Origin of the sequence: Teredinibacter sp. KSP-S5-2, from assembly GCF_032773895.1 — a bacterium.
Classification (GTDB): Bacteria; Pseudomonadota; Gammaproteobacteria; order Pseudomonadales; family Cellvibrionaceae.
This window is the reverse complement of the sequence record NZ_CP120416.1, coordinates 996,409-1,015,847: the sequence shown is the minus strand read 5'-3', so window position 1 is coordinate 1,015,847 and position 19,439 is coordinate 996,409. Positions and strand designations below refer to the sequence as shown.

Annotated in this window: 5 protein-coding genes; all 5 read right to left on the bottom strand. The window is 45.3% G+C overall.

Going from position 1 to position 19,439, the window contains the following annotated elements; genetic code table 11:
- Positions 1-16 precede the first annotated feature (16 nt).
- The 5 genes from csrA to P5V12_RS04725 are packed head-to-tail and all read right to left on the bottom strand — an operon-like array spanning position 17 to position 19,236.
- Positions 17-253, bottom strand: a complete 237-nt coding sequence (csrA, locus tag P5V12_RS04745; RefSeq protein ID WP_316956100.1) for a carbon storage regulator CsrA — start codon at positions 251-253, stop codon at positions 17-19.
- A 20-nt stretch (positions 254-273) separates the two neighbouring features.
- On the bottom strand, positions 274-2,151 hold the full coding sequence (locus P5V12_RS04740; RefSeq protein WP_316956099.1) for a ShlB/FhaC/HecB family hemolysin secretion/activation protein: 1,878 nt from the start codon (positions 2,149-2,151) through the stop codon (positions 274-276).
- A 32-nt stretch (positions 2,152-2,183) separates the two neighbouring features.
- The gene (locus P5V12_RS04735; protein ID WP_316956098.1) at positions 2,184-2,819 is read right to left on the bottom strand and encodes a hypothetical protein; all 636 of its coding nucleotides are present in this window, start codon (positions 2,817-2,819) and stop codon (positions 2,184-2,186) included.
- An 8-nt stretch (positions 2,820-2,827) separates the two neighbouring features.
- The gene (locus P5V12_RS04730) at positions 2,828-3,907 is read right to left on the bottom strand and encodes a hypothetical protein (protein WP_316956096.1); all 1,080 of its coding nucleotides are present in this window, start codon (positions 3,905-3,907) and stop codon (positions 2,828-2,830) included.
- 47 nt (positions 3,908-3,954) lie between these two features.
- Positions 3,955-19,236, bottom strand: a complete 15,282-nt coding sequence (locus P5V12_RS04725; protein WP_316956094.1) for a filamentous hemagglutinin N-terminal domain-containing protein — start codon at positions 19,234-19,236, stop codon at positions 3,955-3,957.
- Positions 19,237-19,439 lie beyond the last annotated feature (203 nt).

The window sequence follows — 19,439 nt, the reverse complement described above, 5'->3', positions numbered from 1 at the left end:
ATGTTGGTATTCAAACTCAGTACATTCTATTTGAATCAGATGGAAACGCCTGGGTCTGAAAACGTTCAGGTTGGGAGTCCTTCGCACTTTTTTCCGCTTGGATACGGTTGTAGATTTCCTCACGATGGACTGAAACATCCTTGGGTGCATTAATACCGATACGCACTTGATTGCCCTTAACACCAAGAATGGTCACGGTGACATCATCGCCTATCATCAGCGTTTCACCAATGTAGCGGGTTAAAATTAGCATTGGCTATTCCTTAATAGCGTTTAAAAATGAAATGATAACTCAGCATAGACTTCCGATGTAGGCGTATTATTCTGTAAGTCCTTAACATTATCCCTAATTACCGATGCAGCAGTAAAGTTTGCACTAAAATGTCGATGTTGGAGCTTCAAACCCACACCCGCGTTTGCCAACTCACCCGTAATTTTTTCATCCCCTTCAATCAACGGATGGATTTCGCCATAGGCACCATCGATAAACACATAGGGTTGAATAATATGGCCAATAGATTCACCGAACAGTTTGGCATTACCAAAACTCGGAAAGCCAAAAATCCAGTCCACACCCAAAAACAGACCGTCATCGGTTTGTAGGCCATTGACACCAAAGGCACGCGTTCTAGCCGGTCCAGTCAAGTTGATTTGATTCAGGTTACTCAAGGCTTCACCTGCGTATTGCCCGGAGGTTTTAATCAGCCAGCGCGTTTGCTTTTCGGTAAACGGAAAGTTCATGAACGCCAACATATTAAAATCAAATGTTAGGTAATTTTCGGTTTCGTTGACCGTCCCATCAAACCCACCGCTTTCGTAGGTATCTGAACGGTGTAATGACACATTGCCGATATACACTTGACGACGTTTTTCGCTGAGCAAATCAAAATTAAACCCGAGTGAGGTTTTTTTGGCTTTTTCATCGGTAATGGTTGCCGAGGTGTCCAGTGTGGTGTCGATGTCCATATATCGCACTTCGACCGAATAGTTTTTTATTCTAGAGCGCTTCATCAGGTATTTAAGGGACACATCTGCCACTTCGGATTTACCGGTAAAGAATCGTTCACCGGAATTTCTGACATCACGAGAAACGAAGTCATTGGTGGAGAAACCAATGCTAGTGCGTAATCGAGGCATGCCCCACATTGAGTTATAGCGAAACGCGCCATAGGTACTGTTATCCGGGCTAAATGAATTCAACACCGCCAAATACAGTTCATCCCCCCAGCCCAACGGGTTATGCAAATAAAAGTCGGCATAAGCGCGATTTTCACTGGTGTTTTGTGAACCATGATTATCAAACCGAATGTTGCCGCTGTACCACTCCTCGCCCATTGAACTCACTTGAAGCTTGGTGTCCCCCACTTGCGACCCAGGTACTAATAAACTTTGAACGGTTAATCCCGGAATATCACTCACTAGATACAGCGACTCTTCCATCCGTTTACTGGTCACCGGGTTTTCTATTTGTGGGTTAAACGCTCGAACAATCAATTTTTCGGAAACACGTTTGTTATTCAACACCTCAACTTCGCCAAGCTTGCCAAGTAGCAAGGTAAGGGTAACCACACCATCTCTGACTTCCTGTTCAGGGATAAACGCCTTAGCCAAAATAAAACCGTTTTCTCGATAAAATCGTGTGATGACATCCGCGACGCTTTCAATCATACCGAGCGTAATGCCTCGTCGTCGTCGCTGATCGCGAACTAAGAAGACTAAACGTTGCAAATCGGTATTATCGACATGACTATCCTGGGTTTCTTTTTCAATGTCCGCTAACAGGTCTGCTATCTCAGAAATTTCTTGTTCTGAGTAGCCCCACTTGCCCAATTCGCCCTCTTTCATCATATCAAAACGAATGCTTTCGACTCGCTTGATCAACGCCTCTCGGGTAATTCCCATCTTTGGGAACTCCACTAAGCCTTGCACGCGAAACTCTTTGACATTCAATCGAGGGCCACCTTCTGGATCAGGGTTTCGATCACGAACAGGTGGAATGTCCATATCCAATAGCATGGTGTCCTTTTCGTACTCCGGCACCTCACGCATTTCAGGCATTTGCAGGAAGCCTTGTGCGATACTGACATTCGCGTAAAACCAAAAGAAACCAGCTAAAAGTAACGCTCCGTTCTTTAAACTACCCTTATTCATCTACTTAATTCCGTACATTTCGCTAATGTGCCTTAGTCCTCAGAAATCACTTGCACGTTCTTCACTCCCATCGCGGACAACCTGATAAAGAGGGGTTTCAGTTGCTCATCGTTGACGCCCGACTGCATATTGATCGTCAATAGGGTATCCGGTGTGACCTTGGAAGAAATTTCTTTTCCCCACACTACATCATCATAGATATCGATTTCTTTCCCTTGAATGAAATAGCGTCCCTGAGCACCTATTTCTATTTGAAACTCACTTACCTTGCTATTCGCCTCACTTGAAACCGAGGCTTTGCGAATAGTTAACTGATAAAACTTTTCATAATCCGGGCAACTCCATTCTTCTCCCGTCAGTTCCTGTATTTTGCCTTTCGCAGTCGGAGATAAATCACGAAAAAACTCCACCTTATCTAACTCTTCAATGAGCGCTGAAAACGCCTTGGTCTTCACTGCGGATTTCGATCTCGCGATAACAAGGTCATTTAGCTCTTCAAAACTTAACTCCGACTTAAACTCTTTCCAGTTTTCAACAGCAAACACATCACAAAAAGCTTTTGCATCCTGTTTGTATTTTTCAGTTCCACTATCACAACTGACAAGCAATAGTAACAACACAAAAACAAACTGTACCCGTACAACACAACCAGTATTTTTTTTATTCATGCCAAGCCTTAATCGTTTAATACCAACAGAAACTCTTTGAATGATTTATCTATTTTCTTCAAACTCTCTGATAGTTGCATAGGATTACTGACCACCTCCTTGATAATCTGAAGGGCTTCGTCCTCAGTCAAACTCACACCAGAGTCTTCCACCAACGTTTTGAGTTTTCTGGCAGCTTGGATAGCCTGTTTAGGATCACGCAAATCTGCGTTGTTTAACTCTTCAACAATAGGCCTGTACTTTCCCTCAATGACGCGACCATATGCCTCCGGCGATTTAGTTACCGATTTAATTGCTGCAGTAGATAAAATGGTAATAACAGCAGTCCACACGTTAAATGCTTTTGGTGAAATAGTCGCCTTTCCAATCAACACTCCGGCCAACTGAGCCTGCGTTTTTTCATCTTTGACAATTGTCTCGGGTAGCTGCTTACCGAAACTCTTCCATTTTACTTTGGCTTCAGCGATGAAAAACTCTTCTAATTTCTGATGCAAGGTCGGTGCATACTCAGCCATTTTCCCGTGCTCATCCAATAGATCTTTACTCAGATTCTTTGCAGCAAGTGCTTTCCTGGATGATAAAATGGATGTTACCCCAATATCCACCGAAGTAATGGCAACCAGAGCAACCAAGCTCGCCGTAGAAAGAACACCTAGAATAAAATACATCTCATACTTAACGATGGTCTTAATTGGAGCTGTTGACTGCACAACCTTATTTGCAACACTTCGGTTGGTCACATCCCAAACAAAATTATCCATATGTTGAATAAATATATTTGAATTTCTTGGCGATATTCTATCAATCAATAAATAGATTACCGTATCACACCCTACTTCATAGATAATTCGTTTTCCGTCATAACCATCATAAATTTGGCCTGACTTTAACTTGAACTGAGGAAGTTTCATACCCAGCATATTTGAAACATCCAGCGCTTGAGTGTGAAACTCATCAAATGGACGGTAGGTCTCCAAAATTTGAGTAATATTTTTGGGCTTACTTAGCGCGTTTTCTCTTTTTTCACACACTCGCACTAACTTATAACTTCCATTACTTGTAAGGTCATACTGTCTTACTTTCGCCATATTTTTCTTCCTAGTAGTATCCATCAGGTTTTAGTGTGCTTTAATATTTAAAGCTCTTCCCACCGTCTGCGTTCTTCTTCCAACTCATCTTCGTACAACTGATCTCTCGGCATACGAATCGCAATGTCTTCGTAAATAAAGTTCAGGATATTGGTAAAGATTGCCGGATCGATTTCTTCAATGTCTTCCACATCGACCAACAAATCTGCAACGCTGCCAATAATACTGGGATCAACCAGATCCGAGTCGGTAATTAATCCTTGAGCAGGACGTTCGCCAAACGCCCATACCGGACGAATCCCAGGCCCGGAAATAAACATTTCATCTTGGGCATAGACCACAATCTGGCGAGGCGCGATACCAAAGCCATCTCGTGTAAACGCATCCACACTTCGTCCAATAAGTTCAGGCCGTCTGGAATCCGGTCTCGGCGGTAAGGCAGCAACGTACCCTTGTTGCACTTCTAAACGTAATACGCCCTGGCCATAATTCGCATCAATGACACCGCCTGCCGCGCGTGTCCCCGTTATTGCCACATCGTAATCCGCTTCAGCACGATTATTAAGAATGACATTGCCGCTGGTATTGATTAACTCAATATCACCATGATTAATGAGCGCGTTGACGGTGAGGTTTTGATTATTGGTTACGCCCACTTCACCGACACTATTGGCCACATCGATAATCGAGACAGTGGTTTCGATATTGTCTTCCAAAGTGCCAAAACCAGTTTGACTATCCCCGATTAATTCGTTGGTAGTGAAATTAATTGCATCGCCATTGTTATCGGATACGGAACCACCCACGTTGAATCGAATTTGTTCGTCAGCCGAAGTAGAAGACACTCTAAAGTCGCCACCACTGTTCACCTCCAGGATCGTTTGGCTTGCGGCACTCGCACTTTCGGTCATCAACACATTTCCAGCATTTAATGTGAGTTGATTGAATTGCATATCGTTATCGAGCGTCAGCGTGTTTACCGCACTGACTTGGCCATCAGCTTGCGTTGCCGTGATATTTCCATGAAGTTCAATTGTCTGAGCATGAATTGTCAGTCGATTGCCAGTGGAGCGAAGATCAGCATTTGCCAAGGTTTCAACTGTACCGTTATTGGCTTCAATCTCAATATCGTTGCTGGCTTGAACATCGTCTTCCAACACCACATTGCCGTTGGTGGACGTTAAGGAAAGCCCCCCGGTTTGAATGACTTGGGTCGAGATGGCGTTCGCCGCAGAGACATTCACTTGTTGCGCACGCGTAACTGTATTCGAACTGCTTTCGATAAATGTCACACTAACATTTTGCGACGTAATATCGATGGTATTGTCCGCTGTGAGATTACCTGCCAACGTAATTTCGTCCGAGGCATCAATATCCAGATTACGTCCAGAAATATGTGCGCCCGCTGTTTGTTCAACTTGCGCACCACGGATAATCACATCGCCGGACAGCCTGCCGGTTGAATCCACTTCAGACTGAATGGAAACCAAATTATTTCTTCCGTCGATGAGAATGCCGTGATCACCATTCGCTTGGTCAACAGATAAACCACCGGCGATGGTTACGCCATTTCCTTGTAACGTAATAACGTGGTTTGCCGACACTGCATCCACTACGCTCACACGATCATTATTGGAACTGAGCAACACACTGGCTGCAGAAATCGCGTTGACATTCACCAGCGCATCCGCTTCCACATCAATGGTGTCGACCGCATTTCCGCCAACGGTAATACCATTCGCGCTGTGATCTCTCAGAACCACTGATCCTGCGTTTTGAATATCGATGGTATTAAAAGTATTGGCTTCGTGATCCAGTTGCACAACACTGTTATCGCTGCCATGAATAATTACATTTTCGGCAACCGTGATCGAACCGGTATCATTGACATTGGCTCTGGCCATAAGCGTAAGATTTCTTGCGCTGATTTCCGCCAAGGTGGTTGCACCATTATTTAATGTCACTTGACCATTGGGCGACAGCAGTGAAATATCGCCGGTTAAATTGTTGGCGTTATCCAGCACTATATCGCCATTGGTATCCAGTCGAACGGCTTGTGCCGAGGTCAACACCGCATCATCAGTAATCGCGCCGTTGGAATGAATATCCAAAACACCTTGTGGATTGCTTAACCCGGCTAATACCAGGTTGCCTTGTTGCTCGAGGTAGGTATCGCCATTGACGCTGGTCAGAATGAGTCGGGGACTGTGTATTTGCAAACGATTGTCTGCGTTACCCAGTGGTCCGGTGCGATCAAACGTTAATTGGTTACCCGCTTGCAATCGACCATTCGCACCAGGGTCAACCGTCACGTAACTCAAGGTGATATTTCGATCCAGCGACACCAATCCATCCAGGACCACGCCATCCCCTTGTGTGCCATTGACACGTAAGCTTTGCGTGTTGGTATACCGCACGGGCGTAAAGTCATTCACATTCACCCGTTGGTTGGCCAGGGTGATGGTGTTTGTCTGACCGGATGCAGGATTAACCGATAAGGTATCGGTAAACGCATCTTGATTGACGGTTTCAACCGACTCGTAATTGACGCTATAGCGGAAGGTACCGTCGGCAAATACTCGTTCATACAAGAACGTGACCGAGCCATCGTTCTGGGTGGTGTAATCCACATTAAACCGATTATTGGCATCCCCGCCCTGCACGATAAGCTCATCGTCATTGTCGCCGCCGTTAAAAATCACTTCACCATTTTGGTGGCCATTGCCGAGTTGCAACAATAAACGATCTTGCCCGATTCCTGCATCGATAGAGCCTGTCACACTACCGGTTTCTTCTACCGTAAAACGGTCTACTTGGTCACCACCTTCTAAAATATCAAAGCCGTGAAAGGCAATGCTATTCAATTGTGTGTCTTCAATGAGACCACCGTTGGTTTCATTAATCGTCCAGGTGTTTTCTTCATTCGCCGCCGTGAGCCGTGCACCATTGTTATTACCGGTATACTCTTCGATATTCATGAAGCCGGAACTCGCATCGCCAATACGCACATGTACCGAAGCCAGTTCACGCATATCGACGGAATCACGCAGGTCTTGCGGTTGCGTCCCCCCATCCACCCGCCCGGATATTTTGCCGTTCTCACGGAAGGTAAATTGATCCACTTGCTCGCGACCGGTTAAATTGGCAAAGCCGGTAAACTGCGTGGCATTTAATCGACCACGATCTGTATTGTTGATCAACCAGATATTATTGCCCGCCGACCCGACCAGAGTGTTGTTATTGTCTGCTGCCGTTATCGTTTCCAAATGGGTGACCGTGAAATCGGCATTGTCATAGGATGAATCCAAACTCACGGTTTGAGGTGCAGTCATTTGTTCAATATTTAATGTATCGGTAGCGGAACCGGTTGTCGGATTGGCTCCGCCGTCAAGCAAACCGGACAGTGACCCGGTATTGGTGACCGTAAAGGCGTCGTTGCGATTGCCACCAATAAGTTGTTCAAAACCAGTAAAGGCAATGGTGTTATTTAACACACCGGCATTAGCATTATTAATTAACCACGAGTTCGCACTATCATCACCACGCAACCGAAGTCCAGTGGCAGTGGTACTGATGCTTTCCACATTCAGCACATTGATATCTGAGGAGGTTCTATTACCAAGATGCACAGTGCGATCATTCAGGTTTTGAATCGTGAGCATGTCGGCGGCATTCGCCAGATTATTACCACCATCAATTAATCCACTGACGGTTACACCATTGAATACAAACTGGTCTTGCGCTTCGCCACCGGTTAACTGAGAAATGCCGGTAAACCGCAAGACTTCCCCTGTTGTCAATGTGGTGAGTGTGTTGGTGCTGCCAATATGCCATTCATTATCGGAAGTTTGTGCGCCACGAAGCGTATTATTGTGTGCCGTATTCGCGGTCAGCGTTTCGATTCCCACTAGGTCTAACACATCCGAACCGGTATCGAAGATGTTACCCGTGGAATCCCCTTCACTGACTTGGAAAATAACATCCTGATTGGCGCTACTGTCAAAAGTAATGGTATCCACCGCAGTCGGTTGATTCGCTCCACCGTGAATGATTCCCGTAATAAACCCAGTGTTGGAGAATGTGAATTGATCCTGTTGACTATTACCACCAATATTTTTGATATTGGAAAAAACAAGTGACTGGTCGGCGTTACCATCATTAAAGGATACGGTTCCTCCATTCACCGTGTCGATTGACCAAGCAGAATTAAAAGCCGCGCCAAAAAGTGAATTGTTTTGATCAGATAATTTCAGTGTTTCAAATTGATTGAAAATCACATCTGCCGAAAGAGTACTATCCAGGGACAAACTTAACGGTTGATTCACTAACGTTAAATCTAACGTGTCGTTTCCCGCTCCCCCATCAAACACCGCATCGACAAAGCGGAGATCGAGAATAGTAAACTCATCATTGCCATCACCACCAAACACCCGATCCACATTAAAAAATTCAAGTGTGGCAGCATTATCTGTGTCGACGAGTGTGGTGGTTGCGCCAATATTCCATTCGAAATTGCCAGAGTCAGCGCTATACAAATGTGTTATTGCCGCCTGATTCCCTATTAAGGTTTCAACACCTTGAATATCAATCACACCCCTGCGGGATAAGAGCACATTGGCATTTTTAATATCAGTGGGACGTGCCGTTGCCACAGGTACATTATTTTGAAACGTGCTTAATCCAAAAGTAAGTGGTTGAAGTGAACTAGACTCAATACGGTCATTGCCACCGTTACCAAATATGGCTGCACCCACATTGAAAGTTGTGTCCGTGACAGTAAGCTGCCCGGTTAAATTGCCACTTCCGGTAAACTGGAAAACATCGTCTCCAGTACCACCATACAGTTGATTAACACCCGAGAAGGTAAAACCAAATTCGCCATCCGGGTTATTGGTATTAATATCAAAACGTCCGGTGTTAATTGCACTAATTGTCCAGGTATTCGAGTCATTAAAGACAATTTCCGAATTTTCGTCATCGGCCACCACACGTAACAAGGTATTGCCGTTACCACTGACATTTAGAATTCGGTCGGTGACATTCACCACGGAGAAACCTTCTCCCCGAATTTCAATATTCGCGCGCCCCGTCCCTTCCAGATAAAAGCCGCTTAAATGATATTCAGAGATCCCATCCGGGCCAGGGCCGGTGGTAATGTTGTCTATTAGGTTGGTGCCACTGTTTTCCTGGAACGAACCAAAGTTAAAGAAATTGACTCTACTTCCACTGACAACATTATATGTCACACCTTCGACATGCTGGCCATCCACCAGCTCTGCATCCGGGATGTATTCAATGACCTGGAAAAAACCATTATTGGGTTCCCCCTGCTCAAGTCGGAACTCAATGTCATTACTGTGTGTTATTGCCAGCCAATTCAGCGCTTCGCTGGCTAAATCCCCTTCGTCAGCAATAATGGTTTCAAAATTATTGGCGTGAACATTCACGGGTGGTGTTTGGGGAGGTTCCAACGAAGCAAAATCCACAATATTACCGGGATAAGCCGATTCGCCATACTCCACCACCACACCATCGGTTAACCCGGATAAAACCAACCTGTCCTCTTGAGCGGATGCATCGCCTCCATCGACCATGCCATCAATGACACTTAATGTTGATGTAAACGCAAACGTATCTGCACCCAATCCACCTGTTAGATTCTCAACACGCTCAAACTGCCCCACAATGTTTGTATCGCCAATTTGCCGTGTACCGACACGCCCGGTGTTTGCTCCAGTGATTTCCCAACGTAAAACATCGGAGGTATCTGGGGTATTGATCAATAAGAAATCATCGCCACCTCGACCATCGATATAATTCAGAGAAACACCTGCATTTAATGTAAAACGATCCGTTGTATCGTTCCCCACTAAACGACCAAACCCGGTAAAGGTCAGTGTGTTTAACGCACCTTGATTATTTGCCGTGATATTCCAGACATTGTCACCGGTGCTCAGCGACATCAAGGTACTATTCGCACCTGAGCCAACGAAATGCTCAATATCCATGACATTCAGTCTGCCATAGGTAGCTAGATCACTTTCCGTGACGAGCTGTACCGTGCGTGGCGAACTGACACCAGCAAGATTTAATTCATCCAATACCGTCGCCACCGCATTGGTACCACCGTCCATTCGACCTGTAATGGTACCGGCAGCATTCAGGTCAAACACATCTCGCGCATTGCCACCACGAAGTTCATTGAAATCATAAAAACGCATTTGCCCAATGGTGGAAGAATTTAAAATACCACTGTTCACGGCATCAATGGTCCAGGTATTCGTACCTGTCGCCACAGAAAGGGATGCAGTATGAGTTAACCCTGCACCGCCGTTGTGATTGCCACGTACAACTTCTATACCCGAAAATTTAATGTCTGAAGAAGATTGGTCTCCAAGAACAATATGAATATCGTTGGTGACGTTTGCAAAATTAGCCATGTCATTCCCTGCAACACCACCATCGAATTCCTTAGTAATCACCCCGGCATCCGTAAAACGAAATTCATCATCCCCCACTCCACCACGTAAATACCCAAAGTCGGTAAAGGTCATGGCATCAAACGTACCACCGGAGGTTAATACAATTTGTCCGTCATTATTGCCAGTAATATCCCAGCGATAATCGCCGCCTAAATTCGACACTAACCAATTATTTTCAGCGCTGGCTGTTGATGCGGTAAGCTGTTCGATTTGATAGACATGGAAATTCGGTAAGGTGTCGGTGCTATCGGGATTAATTAGGGTCACCGTATCGCCCACTTCAATAACCACACCACTGATTAACGCAGTGACATCCAAACTGTCGGCACCACCATTACCGCCATCCATTAATCCGGTTACCGCTGCCGAACTATTGTCAATACGAAAACGGTCTGTGCCATTTCCGCCTGTTAAGTTGCTAAATGCAAAAAAATTGGCGGCAAGTACGCCATTGATGGAAACTGCTCCTTCATCGATATTACTGATGTTCCAGTTTGTCGAGTCACCGGCGGTACTGACAACCTGCAGAGAATTGATGCCGGTATCGGTTTGACCTTGTGTGACACCACGCACTTGACTCACCGTTGCGGCACTGCGGATTGTCACGGTATCGTCGACTGTACCGCCAGTTAGGTGCTCGATCCCGCCAAAGAAAACACCTTCGCCAGAAATATTATCGTAATTTAACGTGTTCGCATCAGGCGCTACGCCATTGTCTACGATCCAAATATTTTCCGTGTTGGCTCCGACCAGTTCATCAAAGCCATCTACGGCATTGGCTCCACCATCGAGGGTAATATTCAATGGTGTGGTTGTAGCGATAGTAAATTGATCGTTTCCATCTCGGCCCAAGAGTGTATGAATAACATCGGTCGCAATGGAAAAAATATCCCGGCCTAAACTACCTTCTGCCACATCGATATTGCTAAAGCCTAAGGTTCCCCCACCTGTCACGACCGCTTGTTGCCCGGAAGCATTCAGCGTCCATGTGGTTTCACCATTGTGGGTAAGGCGTAATCTATCGGTATCAGAATCAGAACCGCCGTTAATGGTCGCGCTTAATTGAGCATTGCCGATTTGAATTAAGTCTGCGCCGCTTCCACCTAATATGTTTTGCACATAACCTTGGCTTTGGATATCAAAAAAATCATCCCCGCCGCGACCATTTAATGTGGTGACATCAGTAATCGCACTGACCGTAAATGCATCTCGATTGCTGTTACTACCCTGAACCGTTTCAATCCCCTCAAACAAAACAAGTCCCGCACTGTTGGAAACACGTTCCTGACCGCCATCCAATAACCACTGTGTGGTGTTGGCATAATCCAAACGCAGTACATCATCCACGCCTCCCAAGCCGTTCAGGGTGGCATTAACCTCCGCTGTTTCAATGACGAAGGTATCTGTACCGTTACCACCGTCAAAGTTTTCAATACGATTAAAACCATTCACACGGCGATCAACGCCTTGCATAACATTATTGGTACTGCCGATATTCCAGGTCACGCTGATGCCAGCGCCGCTATTCACAATTAATTTGTCAGTGCCCAGGTCATTAAAACCGATGTCAGTACCAGAAATACTTCCCGTTATTTGGCCATCATCGCCAGTGGCATTATCGACCAGCGTAAATTCATCATTACCTTGATTTCCCGCCAAATTTTCCATACCAGAAAAATTAAGGATGTTCGTTGCGGTTGGCGTCAGTAAAGAAACCGTCCCTTTATCTATTCCCGTAATTTGCCAATCGTTATCTTGGTTTAAACCGACAAGTGTGTCATTGCCACCCAAACCTTCCCAACTTTCAAACCCCGTAAACGTCATTCCGGCAACACTGCCATCCCAGACACCGGTTTGCACCCAACGACCATTGTTGGTATTAACGGAGATGGAGTCGTTGCTGTTTGCTCCTCCGGTTATCTGTCCTGTCACGTTTCCAGTATTAGTAATCAGGAAATTATCTATGGCGATATCACTGCCGGACAAATTGGCAAAATTAATAAATTCAATACGGGTGGAACCATTACTGAGCACACCATCATCAACACCATTGGCATTGAGAATTGTTTGGCCAGTTGCCGTTGTTGTTGAAACACGCCAGGAATTGGTACCGGTATTTAAACCACTTAAGGTACTATTGGCTCCGTTGCCGATAACACGTTCGGCATGGGTGACGCCGTTAACGGAAGAATCACCCAGGGCAACGCTAATTGATCCAGCAACAGACGAACGATCCACGGTATCCGTACCGTCTCCTGCATTAATATTGTCACCCGTTCCGCCAAAGAGACCCGCGTTTAGAAAACGGAAAAAATCCGCACCGGTGCCGCCCGTTAATTGCGTTATACCTGAGAAGGTCAGGAATGAGGTGATATCGGTATCATCGCTGTCATTTACTCGTTGAACTTGATCGTCTTCAGAGGCATGCAACAATCGCCACTGATTGGTATACCCAGCGACTGAATCCACCGTCAGCGTATTCTCGATGCCCTCACCGCCTTGAATATTCCCCGTAAAATGCCCGCTACTGGTCAGAATAAAATCGTCGTTATTTGACCCACCGCGTAAATTTTGAATACCACTAAAGGCTTCAACATAATTTACAGGTGAGGCAGTGTTGGTCATATCGGCCAACTCACCGGATTGCACGCCGGTAATACGCCAACGGGAAAACACGTTCTGACCAATCAGCGTATTCGCACCACCACCGCCTTGAACACCGCCATATTGATCCATGGCGGTGCGAATTAAGCGTCCACCTAAAGACAAATTAAACGTGTCGTTACCCTCTCCACCAATCAGCAATTGGAAATTTTCAAACCGGGTAACAGGTCCACTGCCTATTTGCACATCGCCTTCGTTTAGACCATCCACTGTCCAAGTGACTGTTGAGCCAGTAACACTATTGACTGTAATTTGATTGTTGTAATCTGCATTGGCAGAAAGCGTTTCAAATCCATTTACCGTCAAGCCATTTCCCAGAGAAGCGCCTAACCTAATACTGGTATCAGCAGCGGGAAGCGTCAGCGTATCGTCACCGGTTCCTCCACCCGCATTTATGGTGAGTGAGATATTGGTGGACGATAACAAAAAATTATCCGATTGATCACCGGACGTTACGGTTTCAATGCCATAAAACTGCGTGGTGGCTCGCAATGGTGTGGCTGGAGTACCGCCATCATCCAAACCAATATTATGAGCCAGACTTCCTCTACCAGAGATATCGGAAAGGTTCCAGGTATTCACCACGTTCGCCGCCTGCAGAGTATCACCCGCTGTGCCCGTATGATTGCCACCGCTAATTGATCCGGTAATACCGACTACACCTGAAGTTGTGGTAACGGATGGATCGTAAATGAACTGGTCATTGCCCGCTCCACCAATTAAATGATCCACATTAATAAATTGCAGTCCGGCCACTTCACCATCATTCAGGCCATCACTCGATGGTTGCGTCGCGATAACGCCGATATTCCATGTCACAGAGGTATCCGTGACGCTTTCAAATGTTAAATACGTGTGATTATCTGCTGGTGAACTGAGACCGTTTTGGTTTCCCCGTAATAATTCAATACCGGAATTGGAGTCAAAACTAATTTTGGTTGTGCCTACTATAGAAGACACATCAAGCTCATCTTCCGCACTCGCACCGGCTCGAATCGTGTGGAAAGGACTGACGCTGTAGTAATATTTATCTGCGGAGGTCGCACTACCCTGCAAGGTTTCGATAGCGCGAAAATCCGTGAGGTAATTACTGTCATTAGAATCTGCAAGAGAATTGTTCAGTGCGAGAAAAACATCTAGAGCACGAATAAACCAGTGATTTTCGCCACTACGTGCCTCGATGGTGTCATTATCACCGAGGTTTGTTCCGCCATCTATTTTCTCAACAGCACCCGCATCACCAAAATCAAAGACATCACTGCCACCTTCACCAAAAAGTGACGCACTAACCGTGGTTAAAATATCAAAATGATCAACACCCGCATTCCCACGTAAAACGTCCATGCCGGTGAAGGTTACTAAATCAGTTGGTGTTTGGGTATTGGCAACACGGAAACCATTGTTTGCTTCAATGTCCAACGTCCAGGTATTGTTTTGATTTCTGGCCGTTAAGGTGTCCTCTGACGCGCGACCTTCCAACACATCAATATTGCGAAAATCCGCGACGTAATAGCCCGTTCCTCCGACCTGTTGAACACGCCCTTCCGATTCGCCGGTTAATAATTCCCATAAAGAATCGACAGCTCGGCCAACAAGCGTATTACTCCCTGTTCCACCATCGACAATACCGCTTATTGCGCCCGTACTATCAAACAGGAAGGTGTCATCGCCATTATTTCCAGTAACATTTTCAAAGCCGGTAAAATGAATGGTATCAGTTGGGCCAACAGTATTCTGCGCGACGGAACCACCATCCGTCTGATTGATATTCCAAAGATTATTTTGGTTACGACCAACGAGCGTATCACTGCCCGTTCCCGCAGTCAGTGTTTGAATATTGCGGAAATCAGTAACGTAATTAACACCACCGGTAAAGGCGACACTGCCGTTGGGTGTGGTGCTATCATACGAAAGAGAAAAGGTGGAACCTTCATTCCGTCCAGCTAGTTGGTTTGCACCATCCACCGTACCGTCAACGGAATAAATCGAACCGGTTACCGTAAATTGATCGTTCGCCTCATTGCCAATTAACTTGCCAATGTTAATAAAATAAAGGGGAATAAGATTGCCTTCAGCATCAACATGGTTGCTGTTGGTAATTACACCATCATTTTCTCCATTCAAATCACTGTCACTAAAGGCTACGGAGGTATAATCGTGAACATTCCAGTGTGTATTGCTACCTGCAATCCCACCACCCGTAATCGTAAGTGACGTACTATTACCATCACCATCTCCACGAAATACTTCAGCGTTCTGTACACCGTTAAAATCCGGTGACGATAAATCCACATTAATATTGGTCAAGGTATCGTGGGTCAATTCAACGGAATCATAATCCCCACCTCGAGCATCAATGGTTCCAGCAAACGAACCTATTTCGGTGGGTGAATTCAGAAAAGCAAAATCAAAGGTATCGTTGCCCGTATCGGAACCGTATAACACTTCCAATGCATCAAAAGTAATATTGGTATTGAGTGAACCAGAGTCTGCCGAATCTATTTGCCATTGACCGTTATTATTAACATTTAGATCTAATGTATCTGTGCCTGCGCCACCGTCAATGGAAGCGGTAATGGTGGCGTTTGTAATATTAAAGGTGTCGACATCATCGCCGCCCTCAATATCAAAGGTTGCGCCATCTCCGTCAGTGACATTGGCCGCTAGATTAAACGTATCGTTTCCACTTCCTCCCTGTATTCGTCCGGTAAAATCAGAGGACACACTAAATGTGTCTTTCCCTGTACCAGCTTCAACACTGCTATCACCACCGACCAAATTTTCAATACCCGAAAAAGTAATTACGCGACTCTCATCAGAGTCATCACCATTTGTCAGAGTAGTTGTTGAGTTTATATCCCAGGTATTTGTGTATATCGAGGCATCAACAGCATGGAGCGTATCATTACCACTTGCATCATCGATAGTTAACTCAATCCCGCTGGCATTAATGTAATACTCATCATTTCCTGCTGCGCCATGTACCGTATTGACAAGTGATGTCGTGATATAAAATTTATCAACACCACTTCCGCCGTATATCGTCGCGCCTAAATCTTTATCAATATTAAAAACATCATCTCCGCCGCGTGTACTGTCTACGGAACCATTTATATAAACCGCTCCTCCTTGAAACGCTGTGGTTGCACCTATCGTAAAGGTATTATTCGTTTCACTGTTGCCAATTAAAGAGAGATTTCCTGCTCCCCCGTTTTCCCAGGCGTTGTCTCTCAGATCAAAGCTTCCGTTTACTTCAACTAAACCGGCAACAATAACCTGAACATCACCAGCACTTTCCCCCCAAACGTTGAGCCTCGTTCCAATTGCCCCATTAAGTTCAGCGGAATTTGCGCGTATTAAGATATCGCCACCTTCCGATTCCAGCGTTGCGGTGTTTTCTAACGTAAAATTTCGACCGTGAGACTGAAATACACCACCTGTTAACCAAATATCTGTCCCTGAGATAGTGATATCACTATTAGAGTTAATATTATCTCCTAAGGTGATACTTCCATTTGCTGCGAAAGAGGCATCGTTATTGAGATAGAGGTTAAGCTGATCATCACCAGATGAATTATCAATACTGGCTGAATCGATGGTAATCGATGTTTCCGCATTTAAATTGACGTTGAGAGAATGAGTACTGTTGTTATTATTTTCACCGTAAACCAGATTTCCGACTAAATGGATGGTATCGGCCGAGACACGCATATAGGAAACATTGTCTTCATTCGCAAAATCATTGTTTCCTGTTTCACCGATATTGATAGCTCCCAGCTCTACTGCACCCAAAGAGGTAATATTTAAATCACCATTGCCGTAAGTGGAGCGCAGGTCAAACGTGGCAGAGGTTTCATGCAAATTGACACCATCAGCAGCAAAATAGCTCCACACATTGGTTGGCTCAATATCAGCGGTAAGACTGCTATCGGTGTTCCACTTTGGATCGACGGCAACTGAACCTGTTTGCAAATAAGTAATGAAATTTGTGTGGGCGCCTATCTCATCAGCATCCGTCGTGCCAGGATCAATCCCCAACATGCGATAGGTGTAATTACTATTATCGTGATCACCACCAATAATTAAGTCACCATTTTCAGTGGTAATATTGTTATAGATATTGACATCACCAGAAGCAAAAATTAATGCATGAGCATTAGCACCCGTTGTAATACTGGACGCGCTTGCAACAGGGTCGCCGCCACCGGAGGGTGTAAAAGTTTGAAAACCTAGAGAGAAATTATTGCCATAGGCATAGAACTGACCGCCTTCCAAATCAATTTCGGCGGTATAAACGGTATCACCAGCACGACCACCGATAAATATATCGCCTGATCCATTGTTGTCGCTGTCAGCGATCAGGGAAAGGTTGAGGCTATCGTCACTAAAGGCTTGACCATCATAAATAGAATCTTTAATAAAGATATCATTATGGGCTCGGAGTACTAATGAATCATTCGAGCCAATATCGTTGTAATTTAGCTCGCTCTCAAGAGTAATATCTCCATCATGACCACCCGAACCTGTGGTTTCAATTAAAACCCTGGCACTACTTGTACTGGCTAACGCCGTTTTAATTGACGATATTCGCAAATAGGAATTAGACGCGATAGGTGGATCATCGGACAAATCGGAATTAGGCTGAAAAATACGGTTTAAACCATGAACATCATCCGTATTTTCTAGATTAGTTGACTCGGCATCTCCTATCGTAATATTCCAGGGATCGATTAACCATTCTCCGCCTTCACCAGACTCAGCGCCTACGGAAACGGTTAAATCCAGATCAACAACGCCTGCCGATGTTTCGATAAACCCTCCATTGGCAGTTCCAAAACCCTCGGCATTGATGGTTCCGTAACCTCGAAGTAACTCATTTCCGTAGGCAACAATCTTTCCTGCTGAATTTGTTTCAGTTGCGTTAGCTGAAATTTCGGTATTGTGGCCAAGATATACTGCATTCGCATTGCGAATGAATTCGCTTTCGCCACGCGTATCACCACCAATTAGAACTTGACCATCACCCTGAGCCGCATCAACAGTTATTTGCGATTCACCGATAACACCAATGTTTTGTCCCAACAGTTTTATATCACCACCTACGCCATTAGAGGAGGTTGCGGAAGTTTCACTGTTTTCAGTGAGTAATGTGGTATCGCGACTGGTTAATTCGATATGGCCAGCGGAATCAAATTCGCCATTGGCGGTAATTTTTCCTGAGTGCGTAATATTCTCACCCACCAGTACTACATCCCCACCTTGACTGTTGGATGACGTATGTATACTGCCGGTGTTCACGACATCCGCACCCGCGCTTAACCGGAAGCTACCATCCTCATTGACGACAACACTGTTCGCCTGACGCACACCTTGCAGATTCATTGCACGAGTAAACACATCCTGACTCGCGGTCGCGGTTAACAAAACATTACCACCACCTGCGTTTATTTCACCGGAATTCAACACCGCTGCATCAACCCCTAACTCCTCTTGCAGTACTGACTCACTGATGCCGATCCCGAGCATTCGCTGACCTTCAAAGGTTAAAAATGCACGTTTGCCTGCGGCTAAAGTCACCGTTCCAAGTTCGGCGTCAATCAGACCGTGATTTTCTACGCGTTTCCCCAGTAACCCAACCATACCGCCCGTTGCCGCATTGATCAGCCCGGAATTAATGACCACACCGTCTTTGCCTTCCACAGCGGAGAAAGCAAAGTCGCCATTCATAAAATCGTCTGGGTTGATGGAAAGACCGGATGCGAGAATGCCACCGGCATTAATAACCGAATTTTCACCGAAGAAAATCCCATTCGGATTCACAAGAATGACTTGACCATTAGCATCGATCCGACCATGTATCTGTGAGCCAGAATTACTTAATATGTTATTGAGAGAAATAGAGGATGAATCAGGCTGGATATAGTGAACACGCTCATCGACATTGACATCGTAGCTTTGCCAATCAATGACCATCTTATCGGTTGTCTGATTAATGGTGGTGGTATTGCCGGCCTGTGAAATATTGCCGCTGCCTCCTGTCACGTTCCCACCTTGTGGCCCTGCCAAAGTACTGCACGATAGCGCACCAAGCACCATGCCTATGGCGAGAGATAGCGGATGTTTTTTTAGTTGTGGAAAAGTCGTGACAGTGTTGTTCAGACGTGGACAATGTGTGCGCTTCATAATGCACTCCCCCAAAGAAAACAACTGCCCCTTATTTTTTGAGATAGGAAGAATAAGAAAAGCAGAAGTTTAATCAAACTCCCAATGTTTAATTACTTGCTGGTGAAGCCAACTGGAAACAGTTGATCCAGAAAGAAAGATATTTGTACTTTTATTTTTTGGTGCATCCTTGCACTATCGAATAAAACCATTTTTTTAAATTC